The sequence below is a fragment of the Bacteroidales bacterium genome (assembly GCA_014860575.1).
Taxonomy (GTDB): domain Bacteria; phylum Bacteroidota; class Bacteroidia; order Bacteroidales; family JAAYJT01; genus JAAYJT01.
Genome location: JACZJK010000011.1, coordinates 97,286 through 119,714 on the forward strand (window position 1 = coordinate 97,286; position 22,429 = coordinate 119,714).

A 22,429-nucleotide genomic window follows, 5' to 3' on the forward strand; every position below is an offset into this window, starting at 1 on the left:
TTCAATTACAAACCAAAAACCAATGATTATGAAAAAACTAATTACTCTTTTAATGGCCGTTGCCTTGACCTCAACAGGCTTATGGAGTCAAACTATCGGCCCGAACCTTAATGAAGGTTTTGAGGGAGGAGTTATACCTGACAACTGGACTGTCTTAAATGTAGATGGCGGCACGCAAGTGTGGAATGCTCAGACTGTAAACCCAAATACAGGGACTTACTCTGCACGTGTAAGATATGAAAGCTCTACGCTTGACAATAATGACTGGTTGATTACACCTCCTTTATGGGTAACATCATCCACAACCGATGAAATCAGTTTCTGGATGAGAACATATAGCGCAAGCTACACAGACCCCTGGGAAGTTTTGATATCTACAACGGATACCAGCCCGGCATCTTTTACGATGATAGACAATGGCACGGGAAATCTGGCCAGCTATGTTCAAAAAACATACTCGTTAGATTCATACGGAGATGCCATCGTATATCTTGCTGTGCGTTATATTGGTTCAAATGACTGGTATCTTTATGTGGATGATTTTGTGGGTCCACCGGTAGTCTTACCCTCATGCCCACCACCAACAGGGCTGGCAGTGAACAACATCACAACAACATCTGCAGATTTAAGCTGGACACCTGGCTTTGATGAAGATTTATGGAATGTCAAATATGGCGCTCCAGGCTTCGATCCTGATATTGCAGGCACATTGGTTTCAGGAATAAATGTAATACCACACACACTTTCAGGTCTTACACTCTTAACCAATTATGAAGTTTATGTTCAGGCAGATTGTGGTACCAAAGAAGTGAGTGATTGGGTTGGACCAGTGTCTTTCCAGACACTTGGCAATCCTCTCTCAGGCAACTATACCATCAACAGTACACTGGCGACAGGTGGAACCAATTTTGAGAGTTTCAATGATTTTGCCGCTGCTATAAACCTTGGTGGTTTTGCAGGCCCGGTGGTTGTTGATGTAGTTGCAACTACAGGCCCTTACAATGAGCAGGTTATGTTTAGCGATTTACCAAACAGCAGCGGCACAAACACGCTGACAATTAACGGCAATAACGAAATCCTGGAATACCTCTCAGCAAATACCAACGAACGCGCTACACTTAAATTTGATGGGACCGATTATGTCACTGTGAATAATCTGATTGTTAAGGCACTGGGATCGGTAACAGGGGAATATGGCTGGGCCGTATGGCTCGCAAATGGTGCGGATTACAATAGTTTTTATAATTCCCAGTTTGTTGCAAGCACTTCAGCTACACTGACAAATTTTGCCGGCTTTGTAACCAGCAACAGCGCTACAGGAGCCACTACAGCAGGCCTGGCAGCAAGTAATCTGACAGTTGAGGATTGCACTGCAATTGGTGGCTATTATGGAATGATTATCAACGGACCCTCCACTGCACCTTTTTCTGACAACAATTCAATTATTAATAACGAAATCAAAGATTTCAACCTATACGGTTTATACTTGCGTGGCCAGAATAATTCCATGATTTCGGATAACATAATCACGAGGCCAACAAGAACCACTACCGGTACCTTGTATATGCTATATGTTACCCAGGATATGACTGGAACTACAATTATGAATAATCAGATGTATGATTTCTCTCCATCAGTAGCAAGTACATCTACTGCGCACGGAATTTATGGAACTACCATAAGTGCTACTCCTGGCCAGGAATTACTCATTGCTAACAATGTGATTTTTGGCTTTCAGAATATGAATGGTATTCAATATGGCATGTATATGACAACCACTGATAACACCAGGTTTTATCACAATTCCATGTCGCTTGATAATGTTGGGCATTCGGGATCTAGCGTAATAAGAGGGTTGTATCATTCCGGAAACCTGGCCACAATTGATTTCCGTAACAACATCATTTCAATTACTTCAAACTCAACAGGTATTAAATATTGTATGTATTTTGTTCAAACACTTGCAAATATTCCAAACCTAACAAGTGATCACAATGTATTGCATATGGGCGCTACAGTCGGAACCAACCATTTAGTATTCTGGAACGGAGGCGGAGGTCCCAGCTTTACAACTCTAACCGATTGGCAGGCAGCCGGTGGTGGAATATATGATCAAAACAGTGTGGATGCTGATCCAACCTTTTTTACTCCTCTGTTGACTCCTTTGAATCCGGCAATGAATAATATTGGTGTAAACCTGTTAACATTTGTACCAGAAGATATCTTTGGTGTTGCCCGAACAGCAACTCCCGACCCCGGAGCAATTGAGTTTGATCCGCCCTCTTGCTTCCCACCCACTGTACCTGTCGTCTCAAACGTTACACATAATTCAGTAACATTGAGCTGGAACCCAGGCAGTGATGAAACGTTATGGAATCTTAAATACGGAGCGCCTGGTTTTGATCCTGACATTGAAGGCACTCTTATTACGGGTATCACAACCACCACCTACCTTCTCGAAGGCCTTGCTGAAAATACCAGCTACGACGTTTATGTGCAGGCCGATTGCAATGTTCGTTCACTTAGCAGTTGGGCCGGCCCTGCTCAGTTTACAACAATGTATGCAAATGATCTGGCTGTCATTGGCATAATCTCGCCAACGTCAAATACATGCTATGATGGCTCAGAAGTTGTTTCAATATTAATTACTAATTTGGGCGGAGCTAGTGTTGATGTTTCCTTTGATGCATCATACCAGATTGATGTAGGAACACCGGTTACCGAAACTGTGAATCTTACAATTACACCAGGAGATACAGTTACATACACATTTACCACACCAATTGATTTTGTTATAACCGAAGAATTTACTTTTGACCTTACAGTTTCTGTGGATCTGGCTTCCGATCTGAATTCTAACAATGATGAAATGGGTATGCCGGTAACCTTCTTTATTATTCCTGATCCGCCAACAGGCATTGATGGAAATACAACTGCAGGCAATACAGCTATGCTGGAAGCCACTTCCACTCTTGATGTGAAATGGTATGCCAGTACCGATCCGGGAGACCTGGACGTTTTATACACAGGAGCAGTATTTACCACACCGGTTCTTTATACTTCAACACCTTTTTATGCTGCAGCCAGTTCTGGTAGCCAGGAAAATGCCGGCAAACCTGCCCCAACAAGCACAACAAATACGTCCGGTAACAATTGGGGTCTTGTTTTTGATGTTGTCAATGCTGATGCAACTATAAGAACTGTTGATGTATATTCCGTTGGTACAGGTGGACAAATGAGTGTTGAGTTACGGGATAATGCCGGCGCCTTAATAGAAACCCTGGGGCCATTTACATACCCCTCCGGTACTACTGGTGATCCTACCATTGTGACCTTCGATTTAAACCTCTCAGTTCCTATTGGTACGGGTTACAGACTTCTTGGAGTTAGTATGTCAGGAAATCTGATCCGCGAATCCTCTGGCAACACCTATCCTTACAATTCTCCCAGCGGTAATGTTGTAGTAACAAGTGGCTATATTTCAGGCACGAGCACAACTTATTATTGGTTTTATAATTGGGTTATTGGAGATTTTGGCTGCGAGAGTGAAAGAACCGAAGTTTGGGCCAATATGCCTGAAGGTGCAGTTGGAGGAAACGTTTCACAAGCCAGCCGGAGCGTTATTGAGGGAGCACGAGTATTTTCAAATGTGGGGAACTTCGAAGCATTCACGGACGCATTTGGTAACTACCTTATTGAAGATGTGGGTGCAGGAACCTATGACTTTTATTGCGAGGCTGATGGGTATTTCACACAGTTGGTTGAGGATGTGGTAATACTCGAAAACCAAACAACCACATTAAACTTTGAACTGGGTTTTGCTGAGATTTCAGTTGATCCTGCCAGTATTGCAGAAGAATTACAGGAGGGTCAGACCTCAACAAAACAGCTAACCATCTCTAATCCTGGAGGAACCGAGACACTTACCTGGAGTGCCGCTGTTGGCCTTCCGGTTGGTGGCGGAAAAGCTGCACTATTTGCATATCCTGAGAACCAGGGAGAGAATACATTGTCAGGAGATGTGGATGCCAATCCTGATTCACAACAATATTTCCAAGAATTAAGCCGCAATGCTTTTGATTTATATGGATATTTCCCAACCGGTGCTCCGGGATCTGAATATTCTGTGGTAACCGATGGCCAGTATATTTACACGGCAGCATGGGATGCCAATGCTTTCAACAAATATGATATGAACGGTACCTTTATTGAGCAATTCTCCATAACCGGAGCAGGAAATGTAAGAGACCTAACCTATGACGGCCAGTATTTCTACGGTTCGGCTAACAACAATATCATATTTGAAATGAATTTTAGCACCCAGACGCTTGTTAGTTCAATCACTGCCCCTGTCGGTAACCAGATTCGTGGTATTGCCTACGATCCCGTTAATGATGGTTTCTGGGTTACAGGAACAAGTTTCTCCGGTCCTTTCAGGCTTATAAGCCGCGCTGGAGCTTTGGTTCAGGAAATAACAACTACTGTTGGTGGAATAAGTGGTCTGGCTTATGACGGCGTTTCTCCGGGAGGGCCTTATCTCTGGGCCTATACGCCAGCTTCTTCGGTAACAGGCGAACAAATTCTTGTCCAGATTAATATGACAACGGGTGCTGCGATCCAGTCAGTTGATTTAACTAATATAGGAATATTTCAGGCGGGAGCTGTTTCAGGTGGATTAAACATCACCAACCAGGTTGTGCCAGGAGTCTGGACATTTTTAGGACTTGCACAAAATAATGTTGTGTGGTTAATGGAACTCTCAGGTTGGTTAACACTTGATCCAACATCGGGCACAGTTGCTCCCGGTGGAAACAATGTTGTTGATGTGAATTTCAATACTGCGGGTTTAAGTGTTGGTACATATGAGCTCAGTATAGTAATCACTCATGACGCACTGGAAGTAAACAGGGGTGTTCTGAGTATACCTGTTACTCTTGATGTTGTGGCAGCCTCCTGCCCCGCACCAAACAATTTATATGCAGCAAATATCTCCTTCACAGAAGCTGATCTCGGTTGGACTCCAGGTGGAACCGAAGGACTTTGGAATGTTGAGGTAGGAGTACCAGGATTCACTCCCGGACAAGGGCAAAATGTTGATGGTGTTATTGGCACAGGTGATAATCCATGGTTAGTCAAGGAACTTAACCATTCAACAGATTACGAGTTTTATGTTCAGGCTGATTGCGATGAGCTCGGCGAGACCAGTATCTGGGCAGGGCCATATAGCTTTTCAACGCTTGAACTTTGCCCTGCACCAACCGCCCTCACCGCCACCAACATTACTGCTACAAGCGCTGATCTTGGATGGACAGTGGTTGGAACAGAAACCATGTGGAATGTCGAAGTCGGTGCGTCTGGATTTACTCCCGGCACCGGCAACTCTATCCTCAGCGTAACAGCTACCATGGTTAACCCGTGGACTGCAAGCCCGCTTGATGCCATTACTACTTACGATTTCTACGTCCAGGCTGATTGCGGAAGCGGGGAAGAAAGTTCCTGGGCCGGACCATTTGAGTTTAGCACACTGTGCGGCGTTAGCGACTTGCCATTTTCCGAAGATTTCACCGGGCTTCTTGCAACACAAATTCCTGAGTGCTGGTCAAAAGCAGATTTAGGTCTTACAAACTGGGGCGCAGTGTTAACTGGCAATGCCGGAGGAACTTCACCAGAAATGAGATTCTACTTTTCACCCTCTTTCACTGGAGTATCCCGGTTGATTACCCCGCCAATCAGCACCGGGGGTAAACTTGATCTCATGGTTAGAATGGATCAGTTCCTTGATGACTATACTACCAATGACGGAGAATATATCGCACTTGAATACTCTGTGGACGGCGGAACTAACTGGACCGAGTTCTGGCAATATCTATGCACTGCAGACTATGGCGCGGTATATGATTTGATTCCTTTTACACTTCCACCAGCTACCGATGAATTCCTTATCGCATTCAAATTCAGTGGATATTCATTTAACATTGACAACTGGTATTTCGATAATGTACTCATTGATGAATTGAAATATCCTGTTACCTTTAATGTGGATGTTACTACGATCTCAGGGTTTAATTACGATACCGAAGTCATCTACATCGCCGGGGATTTCCCCGGGGCAATATGGAACGAGCCGGGAACCAACCCCAATTTGCTCATGAGCCGTGTTGGTCTAACTAATGTGTACACGATCACCCTTGATCTGCCTCCTGCAAGCTACGAGTATAAATATTTCCGCAATGCCGGCTGGGACGGCGGTGAATGGGCCGGTGGAGCTAACCGCAATATCGCTGTTGCCGGAATCGTTGAAACTGAAGATGTCTTTGGTGGAGACATCACTTTCGCTAACCTGCAGTGGCCTCCTGATGGAACCATTACCGAGGGCGGAAGCTTCATAGCTTATGGACAGGCATTTATCCCCAACGGCATAACTGGAGCCGCCGGTGCCACCTTTGGTCTTGAAGCATGGGTAGGTGTAAGTACAACCGATACTGATCCTGCGGGATGGAGTACCTGGGTTCCTGCAACATTCAACAGCCAGTCAGGCGATAATGATGAGTTCCAGGCTGACATTGCATCCGGACTTACACCCGGAACTTACTACTATGCTTACCGCTACCGTTTTGGCCAGGTTTATGGCGAATACCTCTATGGCGGCTATAATGGCGGTTTCTGGAATGGTATCACCAATGTTTCCGGCGTACTTACTGTTAACTCAGCCGGCCCACCATCTTACAGGCTTGTTTCAGGTGCTGTTGATGATTGCCTTGATGCAACCGACGAAGTGGAAATTGATGGAGCAACTGTTGAAAATGGCGCAATCGCCGATATCCGTTCAGGAGGTATCATCACTGCCACTGACTTTGAAGTGAAAGACGGCGGAACCGCATACATGACTGCAGTCACAAGCATCACACTTGGCGATGAAGTATTGATCACACCGGGAGCCACCGGATTGTTCCTGGCAAAGATTGATACCTTTGATCCTTGTGTATTGCCGCCAGCGCTCGTTGCTTCTGTTGAAGAGGTTATCCCGGATATACCTGCTGTTGCATCCTTCTTCAAGGTATTCCCGAACCCGACTACCGGATCGTTCAAACTTGAGCTGACAGGAGTTGAAGAATCATCTTCCATCTCTGTTGAAATATTCGGCATGATGGGCGAAAGGGTATTCCAGGATCAACTGTTTGGTTCGATGCTGTATGAGTTTGATCTTTCCAGTATGCCTAAGGGCATCTATTTCATCCGTGTACTCCAGGGCGATGAAATGGGAATAGAAAAAGTGATCAAACAATAATTCTTTTGACCCAACACCGCCGGTGTACGCAGCACCCGGCGGTGTTTCCTCCGCCAAATCGCTCAGGTTTCGAGTAAACATAAACCTTCCACCCCGCCAGGGATTGTAGTCCTGGCGGGGTTCTTTTTTTCTGATAACCCCATTTTAAAAAAGTACGCAGCCTGTCCCGATAATCATACAAGTAGTTGTACTAAAAATCAAATCCACCCCAGTAAACATACAGCTCGCCCCAATCCAAAAACCATATTTACTACTCATCTCCCGATAGTTTTCTCCTCATAATTCATGGTTCATAATTCATAACTCACCGCTGCATAAAAAGCCCGATAAATTATTCCCAGACTATTGACTTAGCCAGCAAAATAAACTACTTTAGCAGTCTTTTTCCCCATATCTGATACAGATGAACCAAAATCCTGAGTTTCAACAACAATTCGCCCGGTTTACTCCAACCAATAAACCGGGTTCACTATACACAACTCAGTTATTAAACCAGTAATTCAACTTATGTTAAACCAAAAACCAATGATTATGAGAAAAATTACAAGACTACTTACGTTGCTGATTGCAGTATTATGTACATCAGCGCTGGTATTTGCACAAAGCAATACCATGTCCACCTCAGCAACTAAACCAATTGTTGCCAAAGAGACAATTAATAATTTGCAGAATGCTTCCATCTCAGATTTACAACAAAATGTTGAAAAGAAAACATCAATTATTCCTTATGATCCAAAGCAACATCCTACACCCAGGCAAGGTGGCGATGATATTGCCACTGCCTTTGTAATTTCTAGCCTACCCTATTCAGCAACAGGAACAACAACAGGATATACAGACAACTACGATGCAATTTGTCCATACAATGCACCTGGTTCCCCCGATGTAGTTTATTCCTATACACCTGCTTCGAATGGCTTTATTGATATTTCATTATGCAATGATTTAACAGATTATGACACAAAACTTTATGTGTATGATACACAGAATCCAATAACAGGAGACGAAATTGCATGTAATGACGATGCGTGCAGTACCTTGAATTTTCCTGATCCTTATGTAAGCCAGATACTGGGTGTTGAGGTATTTAGTGGTGTCACCTACTACATTGTTGTTGATGGGTATGGTGGGGATAATGGAAATTATGAGATCACAGTTACACAAGGGATTGAGCCTATTTCATTGGATTGTCCTCCTGGTACTGTATTTTCACTACCACCATCAGCCGGTTATAATTCTGGATCAACCAGCGATGTAAGCCCAGGCTATAAAGTGTTTAATTTTTTCACAGGCGTAGAAGATGTTACCAGCATTCGTTGGTGGGGTGTGAATGCATTTTTCAATGGAACCAGTTGGGAGGAATGCTCAGAAGACCCCCGCGATTTCCAGGTTGAATTCTGGAACAATGATGCCGGCTTGCCTGATTTAGCTGGTGGATCGGTTGCAAACTATAATGCAACGCTTTCGGGTACACCAACCGCAAATTTCTTTAATGGTTGGGAAATTTATGAGTACAACCTGACTGTGAATGTAACATTAGGTTCCGGTTGGATTTCCATCTGGGGCAACCCTGAAGGCATAGCCAATTGTTGGTTTATGTGGATGAACACTCTCGAAACTGGTACCGTGGCACAACAGTTGGCTATTGCAACGAGTACTTTTACACCAACTACTCAACCTATGAGTATGTGTTTAGGTGGAACTCTGCCTGCCTGCCCACCCCCCTCCATGCTAACAGCAAGTAATATTCTAACTACAGAAGCCAATATAGGATGGACCCCAGGTGGTTCAGAAGTCCTTTGGAATGTAGAGGTTGGCTTAACAGGTTTTACTCCTGGAACAGGGAATGAGGTTGCAAGTGAATATGGCACAGGTGATAACCCAATCCTGGTTAAGGATCTGACCCCCGGCACCACCTATGAAGCATATGTGCAGGCCGATTGTGCAACCAGAGAAGAAAGCTCATGGGCCGGCCCATTGGTATTTACTACACTGTGTGAATTTACATGCCCTCCTGAAGCTATTGCTGAGAGCGAAGCCTGCGGTGATACAATTAATAATGGATGCAACCTTGTTATCCCAACTTTTGAATCAGTTAACCCCGGCGATGTTATTTGTGGCACAGTTTGGGCCGAAGACGACTTAAGGGATACAGACTGGTTTGAACTTGTTCTGACAGAACCAACACAGGTGATCTTGCATGCATATGCCGAAACCGAGTTGGTTTTTGGATTATTGGCTGGTATTGATCCAACAAGCCCTGATTGTGCAGATGTTACAGGAATAAGTCCTTTTGATATCACAGAAATATGCACACCTGTTTCGCTTGACCTGGGTGTCCTGGTATCAGGCACGCATTGGTTCTTTGCAGGTTTGCCAATTTTTGATGGCTATCCATGTAATATCAATTACTGGCTTGAATTTGAGACGATTGAGGTTGAATGCCCTCCTCCTACAAATCTTGTCGCCACTACCCTATCTACCACAAGCGCTGAACTTACCTGGACAGCAGGCGGTACTGAAGCTGAATGGGAAGTAGCAGTTGTTAATGCTAATGATCCGGAACCTACAAGCGGCACCGTTGTGAGTTCACCTAGCTATACTACCACAAGCCTCACCCTTGGTTCTAGCTACGATGCCTATGTACGTGCAATCTGCGTTACTCGGGCACTGAGTTTCTGGACAAAAATAACCTTTGCTGTTAATTATTGTCCGGCAGGGCCGACTTCTGCTGACGATTCGGATTTATTCAGGGTACAGATTACCGGACCAGATGTAAACTTTGACCACAACGTTGGTTGCACCGGAATTCTCGGAGCACAGGATTTTACCGGCCTTGGTGCAATACAGTTGCAACAGGGGGTTGAGTACACAATGACACTCACTATGGGGCAGTGCGGAACAGGGGCTTATACAAATGTTGGTAAAGCCTGGGCAGACTGGGATCAGGATGTTGCTCTCGTCGAGCCAGATGAACGCTTAGGTGTAGTGCAGGGAGCTACTTCACCAACCGGCGTTGCATATAATTTCAACTTCACTGTTCCGCTTGACGCTGAGCTTGGTATGACTGGTCTGCGTGTGATGCAGCGTGAAACATCGGATCCGCTAACGGTTACTCCTTGCGCAGTTTATAGCTGGGGGTCTGTTCATGATTACCTGATTGAAGTACTTCCACCACCCGCTTCACCAGTATTTAGCATTCTACCTACTGATTGGGATTTTGGAGACATCGAAGTTGGCCAACAATCAGCACCCAAAGTTTTCACCATCAGCAATGAAGGGCCGGGCGTTTTAACAGTTTCTGCTCCTACATTGGACAATAATGTTGATTTTACACTTGATTACGAAGCCACCGATTATCCTGCTGAACTGGAAGGCACTGAAACAGTTACTTTCAATGTGGTATTTCATCCTCAATCAACAGGTCCTGCTACCGGAGAGGTAAGTATAAGCTATGATGATACTGAGGCAATAGCTACAGTACCACTCAGTGGTGAAGGTGTTGTAAGGCCTGCTGGTTCTACTTGTGGCAATCCTTACCCTGTTTCTCTTCCACTCGTAGCTTATGCTGATAATACTGAGGCTTACGGCAATGATTATCTGGGTAGTTGGGTGACACCTGCAACGGACTACCTTAACGGATATGATTTTGTTGCGCAGTTTACTCTTACTGAGGCCGGGTACCTGAGTGGAAGTGTTGTTGGAAGCTGGACTGGTGTGATCATTGTTCAGGATTGCCCTGACGCTATTACACCTGCCACCCGCTTGGCGCTTGGAAGCGGTTCTAATGGCGGGTCATTTACAAATGTCATACTGAGCGCCGGCAGCTATTTTGCCATTGTTTCAACATGGCCTACTCCAAATTTCACGGCTTTCACATTAAATTTATCCTTTGAGCCGCTTCCAACTTGTCCTGCACCCACCTCTCCCTTAGCCACAGCTATCACAGAAGGAAGCGCACAATTGGGATGGACTGAAAATGGTTCGGCAACTATGTGGGATATTGAGTACGGAGTTTCTCCTTATACCTTTACAGGAACGCCAACAATCAGCGGTGTAACCAACCCTTACACTTTAAGCGGACTTGATCCGGTGACAACTTACCAGTTCAAGGTACGCTCAGATTGTGGGGAAGAGCAAAGCGATTGGTCGGCTACACAAACTTTCACAACTCTCTGCGAAGTTTACAGCCTACCACTGTTAGAGACTTTTGATGGTGCAACATTCCCTCCCCAGTGCTGGAGCAAATATTCCGGATTACTGGCTGATCCTGCAACACTAACGACTTCCACTTTAGGTTGGATAAGTGATGATTGGCTCAATATTGCATCTAACCCGGATAAAGCGGCAAAAATTAATATCTATGGCGCTGACAGGTATTTCTGGCTGCTTAGCCCATTGCTTGATCTTGGCGACGGAAGTAGCACATACGAATTATCTTTTGATCTTGCCTTGATGACATGGAATACTTCCAATCCTCCAGAAACAGATGGTGCCGATGATGTATTTGCAGTAGTAATCTCAACAAATGGCGGTGTAACCTGGACTTCAGCAAATACACTTCGTTTATGGGATAATGCCGGATCACCCTATGTTTATAACGATATAAACTACCTGGGAGAAGAAGTTGTTATTTCATTGGATGGATATACAGGAGTTGTCCAGATCGGTCTTTATGGAGGATCTACAACAGTTGATGCAGATAATGATTTAATGGTTAACAACTTCAGCATTGCTGTTGAAGAACCCACAGTTCCTGAAAACCGCACCGTGGATGGTGTTACCGTTGGCAACGGAGATGATGAGTGTTTTGATGCTACCAATAACATCACGGTCACAAACACTGTGATTGCCGCTGGCGGTATTGCTAACTTCATTGCTGGCGTAAACATTATCTTCGGTGATGGATTTGTAGTAGAATCAGGCGCTTATATGTGGGCACGCATTGACAATGTTTATTGCAACCCACCGGCAATGCTGTTAGCAATTGAGGAAACGATCGAAGCTGTGCTGCCCGAAATTACTGCACCGGATGCATTCTTCAAGGTATTCCCCAACCCCACTACCGGCAATTTCAAACTTGAACTGCTCAGCACCGATGAAGTTGGTATCAATGTTGAAATTTATGGCATGATGGGTGAGAAGGTGTTCCAGGATCGCCTGTTTGGTTCAATGCTGTATGACTTTGATCTTTCGAATATGCCTAAGGGCATCTATTTCATCCGCGTCATTAAAGGCGATGAAATGGGAATAGAGAAAGTGATCAAACAATAATTTTTAAGACCCAACCCCGCCGGTGTGCGCAGCACCCGGCGGTGTTTTCTACACTAGAAACCCCGACGGCTTTTCAGCACCGCCGGGGTTTTTATTTCCGTCCGACCGCTCTAGCGGTCTGACGGATAAAACAAAACAAGCAGATATTTCACCAAAGCGCAGCACCGGCAGCAGGGTAATGAACCAAATAAGAAATTCCACCTAGACGCGTAGCGCCGGCAGCAAAGTAACGAACCAAACAAAGACATCCCACCCAGGCACGTAGCGCCACCAGTATCGTAACGAACCAAGCATAGACATCCCGCCAAGGCGCGTAGCGCCGGTAGTATGGTAACGAACTAAGCAAAGACATCCCTTAAGGCGCGTAGCGCCGGCACTATTGGTAACATACAAATCAAGATATTCTACCAAGGCGCATCGCACCGACAGTAAAGCAAAAAACCTAAATTTGTAGTCCTTTGACTAATCATTTTAAAACGATTAAGCAGCAACATAAAACCATTTTCAATATGGCGAACGTTTACACCCAAATCAACATCCACGCAGTATTTGCTGTGCAAGGCCGTCAAAATCTCCTGACTAAACCTGTCAGAGAGCGATTGTTCCCATACATCTCAGGGATTTTGCGTAACACCGGTGTTTATCCTTTGGCAGTAAATGGCTGGCAAGATCATGTGCATATATTTTTTGAGATGAAGCCAGACATCTCATTATCCAAAACGATGGAACTTGTGAAATCCAACTCATCAAAGTGGCTCAACGATCAGTTATGATCATGGGTAAGTTTTCCTGGCAAAGAGGTTATGGTGGTTTCTCATACTCACGATCCCAGCGTAACAATGTAATCTACTACATTACAACACAGGAAGAACATCATCAAAGAGCTATAAACTCTTTCCGTAATGAGTATATAAGGATTCTTGAGGATTTTGAGATAGCGCATGATCCCAAATATTTATTCGATTTTTATGATTAGAGAGCTGTCAGCGCTATGCTCCTGCTTTCTTTCAGCATCGCAGGATTTACCATAATTCCAGCGCTATGCGCCTATAACAAAGGCATTCCGATAAAGCGCAACGCGCCTGCAGTATAGTATAGAACCAACCGTATATTCTGTTAAAGCGCCTAGCGCCGATAGTAAAGTAACGTACCACACAAAAATATCCCACCCAGGCGCGTAGCGCTGCCAGTATGGTAACATCCAAATCATGACATCCCACCAAGGTGCATAGCGCCGAAAATATAGTATAGAACAAACCTGATATTCCGCTTAGGCGCGTAGCGCCGAAAGCATGGTATCAAACCGAGCAATAATATACCACCAAGGCGTATCTCACCCATGTTATTTTCTTGAATGCTTTTCTTACATTTGCGCCTGTTTCCAATCCATTATCCTCATCCTTAACTCAAATTTTATGAAAATCAATAATTATCATTTCCTGAGTAGAATCATCCGGGGAAAAGCTAGCCTCTTGCTTGCAATGACCCTGTTCGCAATGCTTCAGCTTTCAGCACAGGATTTTGCCATTGAGCTCGGCCGCAGCGGCAGCGTTAAAAACATTAGCAGCGACAATATGCAGCGCTTAAAGATTGCATATTCCTATCCCGGCATAGGTTCATTCAACATAAAGTCAGAAGAGGGAATGTTTAACGAAATTTTTATGCCCGATGCATTTTGGATTGGTGAACTGGGCACTCCAAAATTACCTGCTTCAAAGGATCTAATCGAGATACCCTTTGGTGCCGAAGTTTCAGTCAAAGTGTTGGGATACTCTGTAAACGAATATAAGCTCAGCAATTATGGAATTGAGAACTTACTGATGCCTGTGCAGCCCTCGGTTCGCAAGGATCAAAATGTGGATGAATTACCTTTTGAGTTCAAAACAGAAATTTATGAGAAGGATGCTTTCATAGCCCATGAAATTGCCTCCGTTGAGATATTGGGTGTAATGAGAGGCATGCGTATAGCAAGGCTAACGGTGGCGCCCGTGAGTTATAACCCAGTGAAGGGCATTATCAGGGTTTTCAACGATATTGAAGTTGAAATCAGTTATTCCAATGCAGATTATGAATTGACGGACTACATGAAAGCCTCCACCTTTTCTCCTTACTTTGAGGTGGTGCGCAACAGTTTGCTCAACGACCCCTCAAAAGATTATCCCTCTCATCCCGATCTCACCAAATACCCGGTAAAGTACCTGATTGTATCGCCCCGCATGTTTGAATCCGATTTGCAGCCTTTCATTGAATGGAAAACCATGAAAGGATTTGAGGTCACCGTGGGTTATACCGATGTGATCGGCACTTCATACACGGCTATCCAATCGTGGGTTCATGGCCAGTATAATGCAGGCACGCCTTCCGATCCGGCTCCCAGTTTCCTGCTGATTGTGGGTGATTCGCCGCAAATTCCTGCTATTACTGGTTCTTCATCCGGGAAAATGACAGATTTATATTATGCCAGCGTAGATGGCGATTATTTCCCCGAATTGTATTACGGCAGGTTTTCTGCTACCAACTCTACACAGTTGCAGGCCCAGATTGCAAAGACGATTTATTATGAAAAATACCAGTTTTCAGATCCCGCTTATCTCAATAAAACCACACTGATTGCAGGTGCTGACGCGACCTGGAACCCCAGGGTCGGACAAGCAACCATTAATTATGGAACCAATAATTACTTCAACGCTGTGCATGGTTATACCGACGTTTACACCTATCTGACCTCACCTTACACTGGCTGTTATGACGCCGCCAAAATCGCCGTAGGTTTTATCAATTATACAGCCCATTGCGGCGAAACATCCTGGGGTGATCCTTACCTTTCGCAAAGCAACGTAAATGCATTTACTAACACAGGAAAATACCCGCTTGCAGTTGGAAACTGCTGCCTGGCGGCTGATTTCGGAACCAACGAATGTATTGGCGAAACCTGGCAGCGCGCTGCCAACAAAGGATCGGTGGCGTATATCGGTTCGTCGCCGAGTTCTTACTGGTTCGAAGATTTTTATTGGTCGGTGGGCGCTTTTCCGATCCAAGGAACCAACAACGGCTATGTTCCAACTTTCCAGGAAACCACCTGGGGCGCTTATGATGGCCCTTTTGTGAGCGATTACGTTTCAACCGGAGGGATTGTGATGGTTGGCAACCTGGCCGTCACAGAGGTTCATATTCAGGGCTATCCCAGTCATTCCAGTCCGTTGTACTATTGGCAGGCATACAATGTGCTTGGCGACCCATCGCTGGTGGTATATCATACAGAAGGCAGCACGAATGTGGTGAGCCATATGGCTATTTTGCCAATCGGTCATGATACATACGAAGTTACTGCTTTACCTGGTTCCTATGTTGCCATTTCAAAAGATGGGGTATTGCATGGCGCTGCATTGGTTGGGCCGTCAGGCGTAGTTCTGGTTCCGATCCAGCCGGTTTTAACGAATGGTACAGTGGATATTGTGGTCACAAAACCCCAATACATTCCATACATGCAGCAGGTTCCTGCCGCAGCGCTTGCCGGTGCTTACATCACGCTTAATTCTTATACCATCAACGATGAAGATGGCAATAACAATGGAATGGCTGATTACAATGAGGAATTCAGTTTGAATGTTACGCTCAAAAATGTTGGGACCGATCCGTCGGAGGAAATTCTGGCAACACTTTCCGGTTCTGATCCTTATGTGACTCTTACCAGTAACGCAACACGCAACTTTGGTGAGATCGCCAGCGGAGCAACCAGCACATTAAATGATGCCTATAGTTTTTCTGTCGCTGATAATGCTCCCGACCAGCACATGGCGGAGTTTGAACTCCAGATGACCGATGGTTCAGAAAACTGGACGGTGATGCTGCAAATCACTGTGAATGCACCGGAATTTACTATTGCAGCAAGCATAACCCTTGATGATGCTGCAGGCAACAACAATGGACAGGCTGATCCGGGTGAAACCCTGAATCTAGTTTTCAATGTGAGTAATTCAGGACATAGTCAGGCGCTGAACCTGTTTGCCTTGCTATCATCCGGAAACCCTTACATCACCTTCAATACAAATTCACTGAATATTGCGGCCCTGGATGCCGGGCAAAGTACTAATGTTGAATTTTCTGTGAGTATTGATCCCAATGCTCCTGCTGCATCACAAGTAGCGCTTAACCTTGATGTCAGTGCCGGTTCTCATAGTGCGAATCGTGATTTTTCACTAGTAGTAGGCTTGATCATTGAAGATTTTGAAAGCGGTGATTTCTCGCAATTTAACTGGTCTTCTGGCGGTAATCAGCCCTGGATAATTACTAATGTGAACCCTTACGAAGGAACGTACTCGGCAAAATCGGGTACTATTTCCGATAACCAGTCCTCTCAACTTATCCTTGAGTATGATGTAGCTGCCAGCGATAATATTTCATTTTATCGCAAAATCTCCTCAGAATCTAACTATGATTTCCTGAAATTCTATATCAACAATATGGTTGTTGGGCAATGGTCGGGAGATGTTGCCTGGAGCGAGGTTTCTTATCCCGTAAATGCCGGCACACAAACTTTTAAATGGGAATACATGAAAGATGGCTCAGTTTCAAGTGGGGAAGACTGTGCCTGGATTGACAATATCAAACTTCCACCCTCTTCGGCGGCCTGCCCCTCCCCTTTCAACTTGCATACTACCTTGATTTCAACCAATTCGGCTATGGCCAACTGGTCTTCCGGTGGTGGTGCCGTATCCTGGGATCTGATCTGGGGAACAACAGGATTTGACCCTGAAACCACAGGAATACTGGTAGAAAACCTTACTGCAACCAATTATCAACTTGCGGATTTAGGCCCATTGTCAAGCTACGACTTCTATGTAAGATCAAATTGCGAAGATGAACTTTCCAGTGCCTGGAGCGGGCCTGTCAGTTTTACCACGCTATGTTCCGCATTCAGCCTTCCGTTTGAAGAAACATTCTCAACCACTACAACCGCTTGCTGGTCCTATCCTGAAGGCCAGGGTAACTGGGGTATTGGAAGTTCCTATCCACCGCCATCATCTCAAAGCGGACCTCCCAATGCATTCTTTGGCTGGTCTCCAACACTGACAGATTACTCACATTCACTTACCAGTCCGCTGATTGATGCTACCGGAATGGCTGAAATTAAGTTGAACTTTTTACTGTTACATGATAATTATGGAAGTTCAACCCTTGAAGGTATGGCAGTGGAGTATAAATCGGTGTGCTCAACTGAGTGGATTTTGCTTGAGGAATTCTTAAATACTGGTCTTGGCAATACAACACAGGAATATTCAAGGCTCAACCAGGCGCTTGAAGGAATGGAAGGTAAACAGTTCCAGGTACGGTTCCGTGCTCACGGAACCAATAGTTTCAATATTGATGGCTGGGGGCTTGATGATATTCTCATCCAGGGATCAACGCCAGTTGTTCCTGGAAACCTGAGCATTGAGAACATTATTATTGGAACCGGGGAGGTAGGTTGTTACAATGCCACACAAACCATCACTGTTAATAGTCTTACGGTTCAAAGCGGTGGAAACATTGAACTGATTGCTGGAACAAATATTTTGCTGAACCCTGGAATTGTAGTGGAGGAAGGCGCTTACTTCCGGGCGCATATTGCCAGTGATTACTGCCTGCAAACATCCAGCTTGCTTATTGCAGATGAGGTCGCCGAAACAAAAGATAAAATTGCTGAGGCAGCTGTTCTGAAGTCATTCTTTACGGCTTATCCAAATCCAACCACCGGCTTTATCACATTACAGATTACTGACGCAGCCTTGCCAAAGGAAATTATAATTGAAGCATACAGTATCATGGGAGAAATGCTATATCGCAAGTCATATCCAGGCACAGTGCAATACGATCTTAATCTTTCAGGTTTACCATCCGGTGTATATACTATTCGTTTGATCCGTGGCAGGGAGACAGGTTTTCAGAAAATAATAAAGCAGTGATCTCTGCAAGTTTGGGTTATCACTTAAAACATTTTTACATAAGCTTGCTATTTTTGGCATTTTTAAACAGATCGCTAAACCTTCTGCCGAAATTCATGTTACCTATCCTTAAAAAGCCGATAATACCTTATAGTTAATTCCATCCAATCCTCAACTTCAGAACCTATGAAAATCACTTGTGCCAAAAAAACACTGCGCCGATTATTTTGCGCAGGACTAATGATTTGTATGTTGCTTCCCGGACACCTGAGCGCTCAAATCAACGACTTTTCAGTGCTGAGAGGCGAACGGCCTCCTATTGATTTATTACAAGTTAATTCAGATGCGTATGAACCTGGAATTCTTCTTATTAAGCTTGGTTCGCAATTTACCGATCAGCTTGAACAACAACCCGCGAGGATGCTCGAAGATGGCACCGTCCGTTTTAATATCATAGCGCTGGATGAGCTCAGTAATGCAGCAAAAATCAGAAATATAAAGCAGCACTTCCTTCATCAGGCTTTGAACAATTCGTTTACTCCGAAGCACAAAGCCTGGGGTTTTCATCTGTGGTACCAACTTGAATTTGATTCCGGAACCGATATTATTGCACTTGTAAAAGCTTACCAGAATCTGGAAGAAGTTGAATTAGCCGAACCAGAATACCGCAAAATGCTCATTGGAAATGTTGGTTCAGAAAAACAGGAGATTGGAGCCGGCAGCAGGGACTTCACCGACTGGACACCCAATGATCCACAGTATTCAAACCAATGGCATTATCACAATACCGGCCAGCAAAGCGGAACTCCCGATGCCGACATTGACCTCCCTGAAGCCTGGGAGATTGAGAAAGGCCTGAGTGATGTTATTATTGCAATTGTTGATGGAGGCATACAATATAACCATCCCGATCTTGCTGCTAATATGTGGCAAAATGGTTCAGGGCATTATGGATACAATTTTGTTGCAGGCAGCACCATTATTGAACCTCATGATCACGGGACCCATGTGGCTGGAACCGTAGCAGCCGTAAACAATAACAGTATTGGGGTTGCAGGAGTTGCAGGCGGTTCAGGCAGCGGAGATGGAGTAAGGCTTATGAGTTGCCAGGTCTTTTCATCCTCATCAAGTGGTGGTTTTCACCTCGCACCTGTGTATGCGGCCGACAATGGCGCTTCTATCTCACAAAACAGTTGGGGATACACTTCTGCAGGTTATTATAATCAAAGCACACTTGATGCCATAGACTACTTTAACATTAATGGCGGAGGCAGCGCCATGAACGGCGGCATTACAATTTTTGCAGCAGGAAACAGCAATTCATCTGCCAATTATTACCCCGGATATTACTCAGGTACGCTTGCAGTTGCAGGTATGAACAACCAGGATAAAAAAGGTTGGTATTCAAATTACGGTTCCTGGGTTGATATCAGTGCACCCGGAGGCGAAACAAACACGGTTTCAGCTCGTGGAGTGCTCAGCAGCGTTACTGGTAATGGATATGATTATTATCAGGGAACTTCGATGGCATGTCCGCATGTTTCTGGAGTAGCGGCATTGTTGCTTTCAAATGCTCTGCGTAACAATGTTCCGTTAAGCAACGCGGATCTCTGGGATTTACTTGTGGACAATGTTGACAACCATTATCCGCAGAACCCAAGTTATCTGAATCAACTTGGTTCCGGGCGGCTTAATGCGAACCTGGCGCTACTTGCTTTACAAGATTTAGCCACAGGTGTCCTGAACCCGGCCAGTCTAGGCGCAACCGCTGTTAGCACCAGCCAGATAAACCTTTCATGGGAAAAAAACCAGGATAACAACAGTGTAATGCTGGCCTGGTCTCCTGACGGGGTTTTCGGGACACCCACCGAAGGAGTAGTCTATAATTCCGGCGCTGGTTTGCCAGGAGGCGGAACGGTTCTTTATCGCGGTTCGAACACTACTTTTTACCATACCGGTCTTGAAGATGCTACCTACTATTACTACAAAGCATTCTCATATAATGCTTCCAACAGCTATTCAGCGGGAAGAGAGGCAAATGCTGCAACATTTTGCGGAACAGTTTCAACACTGCCCCTGTTGGAAGACTTTAACACTTCATCAACTCTACCCATTTGCTGGGATGTTATTGACAACGAGGGTAACGGACAGGGTTGGCAAGTCGGCATTCATGAAAGCGGCCTGACAGGCACAACAGGAAATTATGCCTATCTCGACAGCGACGGTTTTGGTTCAGGAAATTCTCAAAATTCTGATCTGCTTTCTCCCCTCCTTGACTTGTCGGCCTATACGAATATAACTATCTCATTCGTACACTATTTCAGGGAATACACAGGTTCAACAGCTACACTGGCCTATAGCATCAACAACGGAACAACCTGGACGACAGTACAAAGCTGGACCGCATCCACTGTAAACCCTGCAACATTCATACAAATGATTCCGGCACTGGCCGGGCAAGCAGCGGTAAGGATCAAATGGAATTATACAGGCACCTGGGGTTATTACTGGGATGTGGATGATATTCAAATCGCTGGAAATACAATAGGTTCTCCATATGCTGACTTTAATGCTGATCCTCTAAGTACTTACATTGGCGAAACTGTTACCTTCACAAATGCATCTGGTGGAGGAAATTTTACTTCCTGGCAATGGTCATTTGGCGAAGGCGCCAATCCAGCAAATGCAACTGGTGTTGGTCCTCATGCTGTGATTTATAACACAGAAGGCAATAAAACCGTCAGCCTGGTTGTTGATGGCATTTATACCGAAACCAAGGCAGACTATATTACAATTGGGCCAGCTTCCACATCCTCAAGCGCGACTTATACACAAGGTGACATTCCAACTGATTTTGGTTTTCAAACCACAGCTCAGTCATCAACCTGTCCGGGAACACTTTCGGTGAATATTCCATCGGGTGCCATGATCACAAGCGTGGATGTGAGCTACCAAATGACCGGCCAGAATAACGGTTGGAAATCAGAACAACGTTCACAATTACGTTGTGTTTCACCTGGTGGAACTTCAGAGCTAGTAGTCTTTTCGGGTACTGGCAGTTCTAGCGGTTCGCAAGCCTATAACCGGACAGGTTTGAATATTGCTAATGGTGTAACAATTGGAGGAAATGTTTTATTTGAATTGCATGCCGGACGAACATGGGGTGGATCAGGCTGTAGCACTACTTACAACAAAGTAGACAATAATTCTTGGACAATTACAGTTTTTTTCGAACCGCCTATGCCTTGCCTCCCTCCTACCTCATTGATTGCCATCAACATCGGTGCCTACAGTGCTGAAGTTGACTGGACTCCCGGTGGTAATGAAAGCGAATGGAATATTGAATGGGGTTTAATGGGATATAGTCCTAGCTACGGAAGCAAAATCAACGGAATAACTGAAAAACCATATACAATAACAGATCTTCAGCCTGGAACCACCTACGATTTCTATGTGCAGTCAGTATGCAGTGAAGATGCACCCTCAACAAGTGAATGGGTTGGTCCGTACCGTTTTATTACCAATATGATATATATTATCGCAGCGAGCCCCAATAATCCGGCTTTTGGATCAGTAAGCGGTGGAGGAATATATGAACAGGGAGAAATGGTCACTTTAACAGCAACACCTACCGTGGGTTATCATTTTATCAATTGGACGCAAGGTGGAATTGAAGTTTCAATAGAACCAATTTATACTTTCAACGCAATATCAAATCTTATCGTAGAGGCCAATTTCGCGATCAATACCTACACCATTACGGCTTTGCCCAACGATCCAGCCTTCGGTTCGGTAACAGGAAGTGGCGATTACGAACATGGCGAACTGGTGAACGTGAGTGCAATACCAGCCACAGGCTATCATTTTGTAAACTGGACCGAAAGTGGCGTGGAAGTTGAAACCAATCCTGTCTATATTTTCAGCGCATTTGAAAACCGCGCTT

4 protein-coding genes and 1 pseudogene are annotated in these 22,429 nt (G+C 44.9%); all 5 read left to right on the top strand.

Annotated elements, in window-relative coordinates:
* Positions 1 to 28: 28 nt before the first annotated feature.
* Positions 29 to 7,288 (top strand): right-handed parallel beta-helix repeat-containing protein, encoded by a 7,260-nt coding sequence (locus IH597_02380; GenBank protein ID MBE0661290.1) that lies wholly within the window; start codon positions 29 to 31, stop codon positions 7,286 to 7,288.
* 531 nt (positions 7,289 to 7,819) lie between these two features.
* Positions 7,820 to 12,562, top strand: coding sequence for a fibronectin type III domain-containing protein (locus tag IH597_02385; GenBank protein ID MBE0661291.1), 4,743 nt, complete (start codon positions 7,820 to 7,822; stop codon positions 12,560 to 12,562).
* Between the two features lie 509 nt (positions 12,563 to 13,071).
* Positions 13,072 to 13,538: pseudogene (tnpA, locus tag IH597_02390) on the top strand (IS200/IS605 family transposase).
* A 439-nt stretch (positions 13,539 to 13,977) separates the two neighbouring features.
* Positions 13,978 to 18,507 carry a T9SS type A sorting domain-containing protein gene (locus IH597_02395; GenBank protein ID MBE0661292.1) on the top strand — a complete coding sequence of 1,510 codons (4,530 nt, stop codon included), beginning with the start codon at positions 13,978 to 13,980 and terminating at the stop codon, positions 18,505 to 18,507.
* 165 nt (positions 18,508 to 18,672) lie between these two features.
* On the top strand, positions 18,673 to 22,429 hold a 3,757-nt coding region (locus tag IH597_02400; protein ID MBE0661293.1), incomplete at its 3' end, for a S8 family serine peptidase.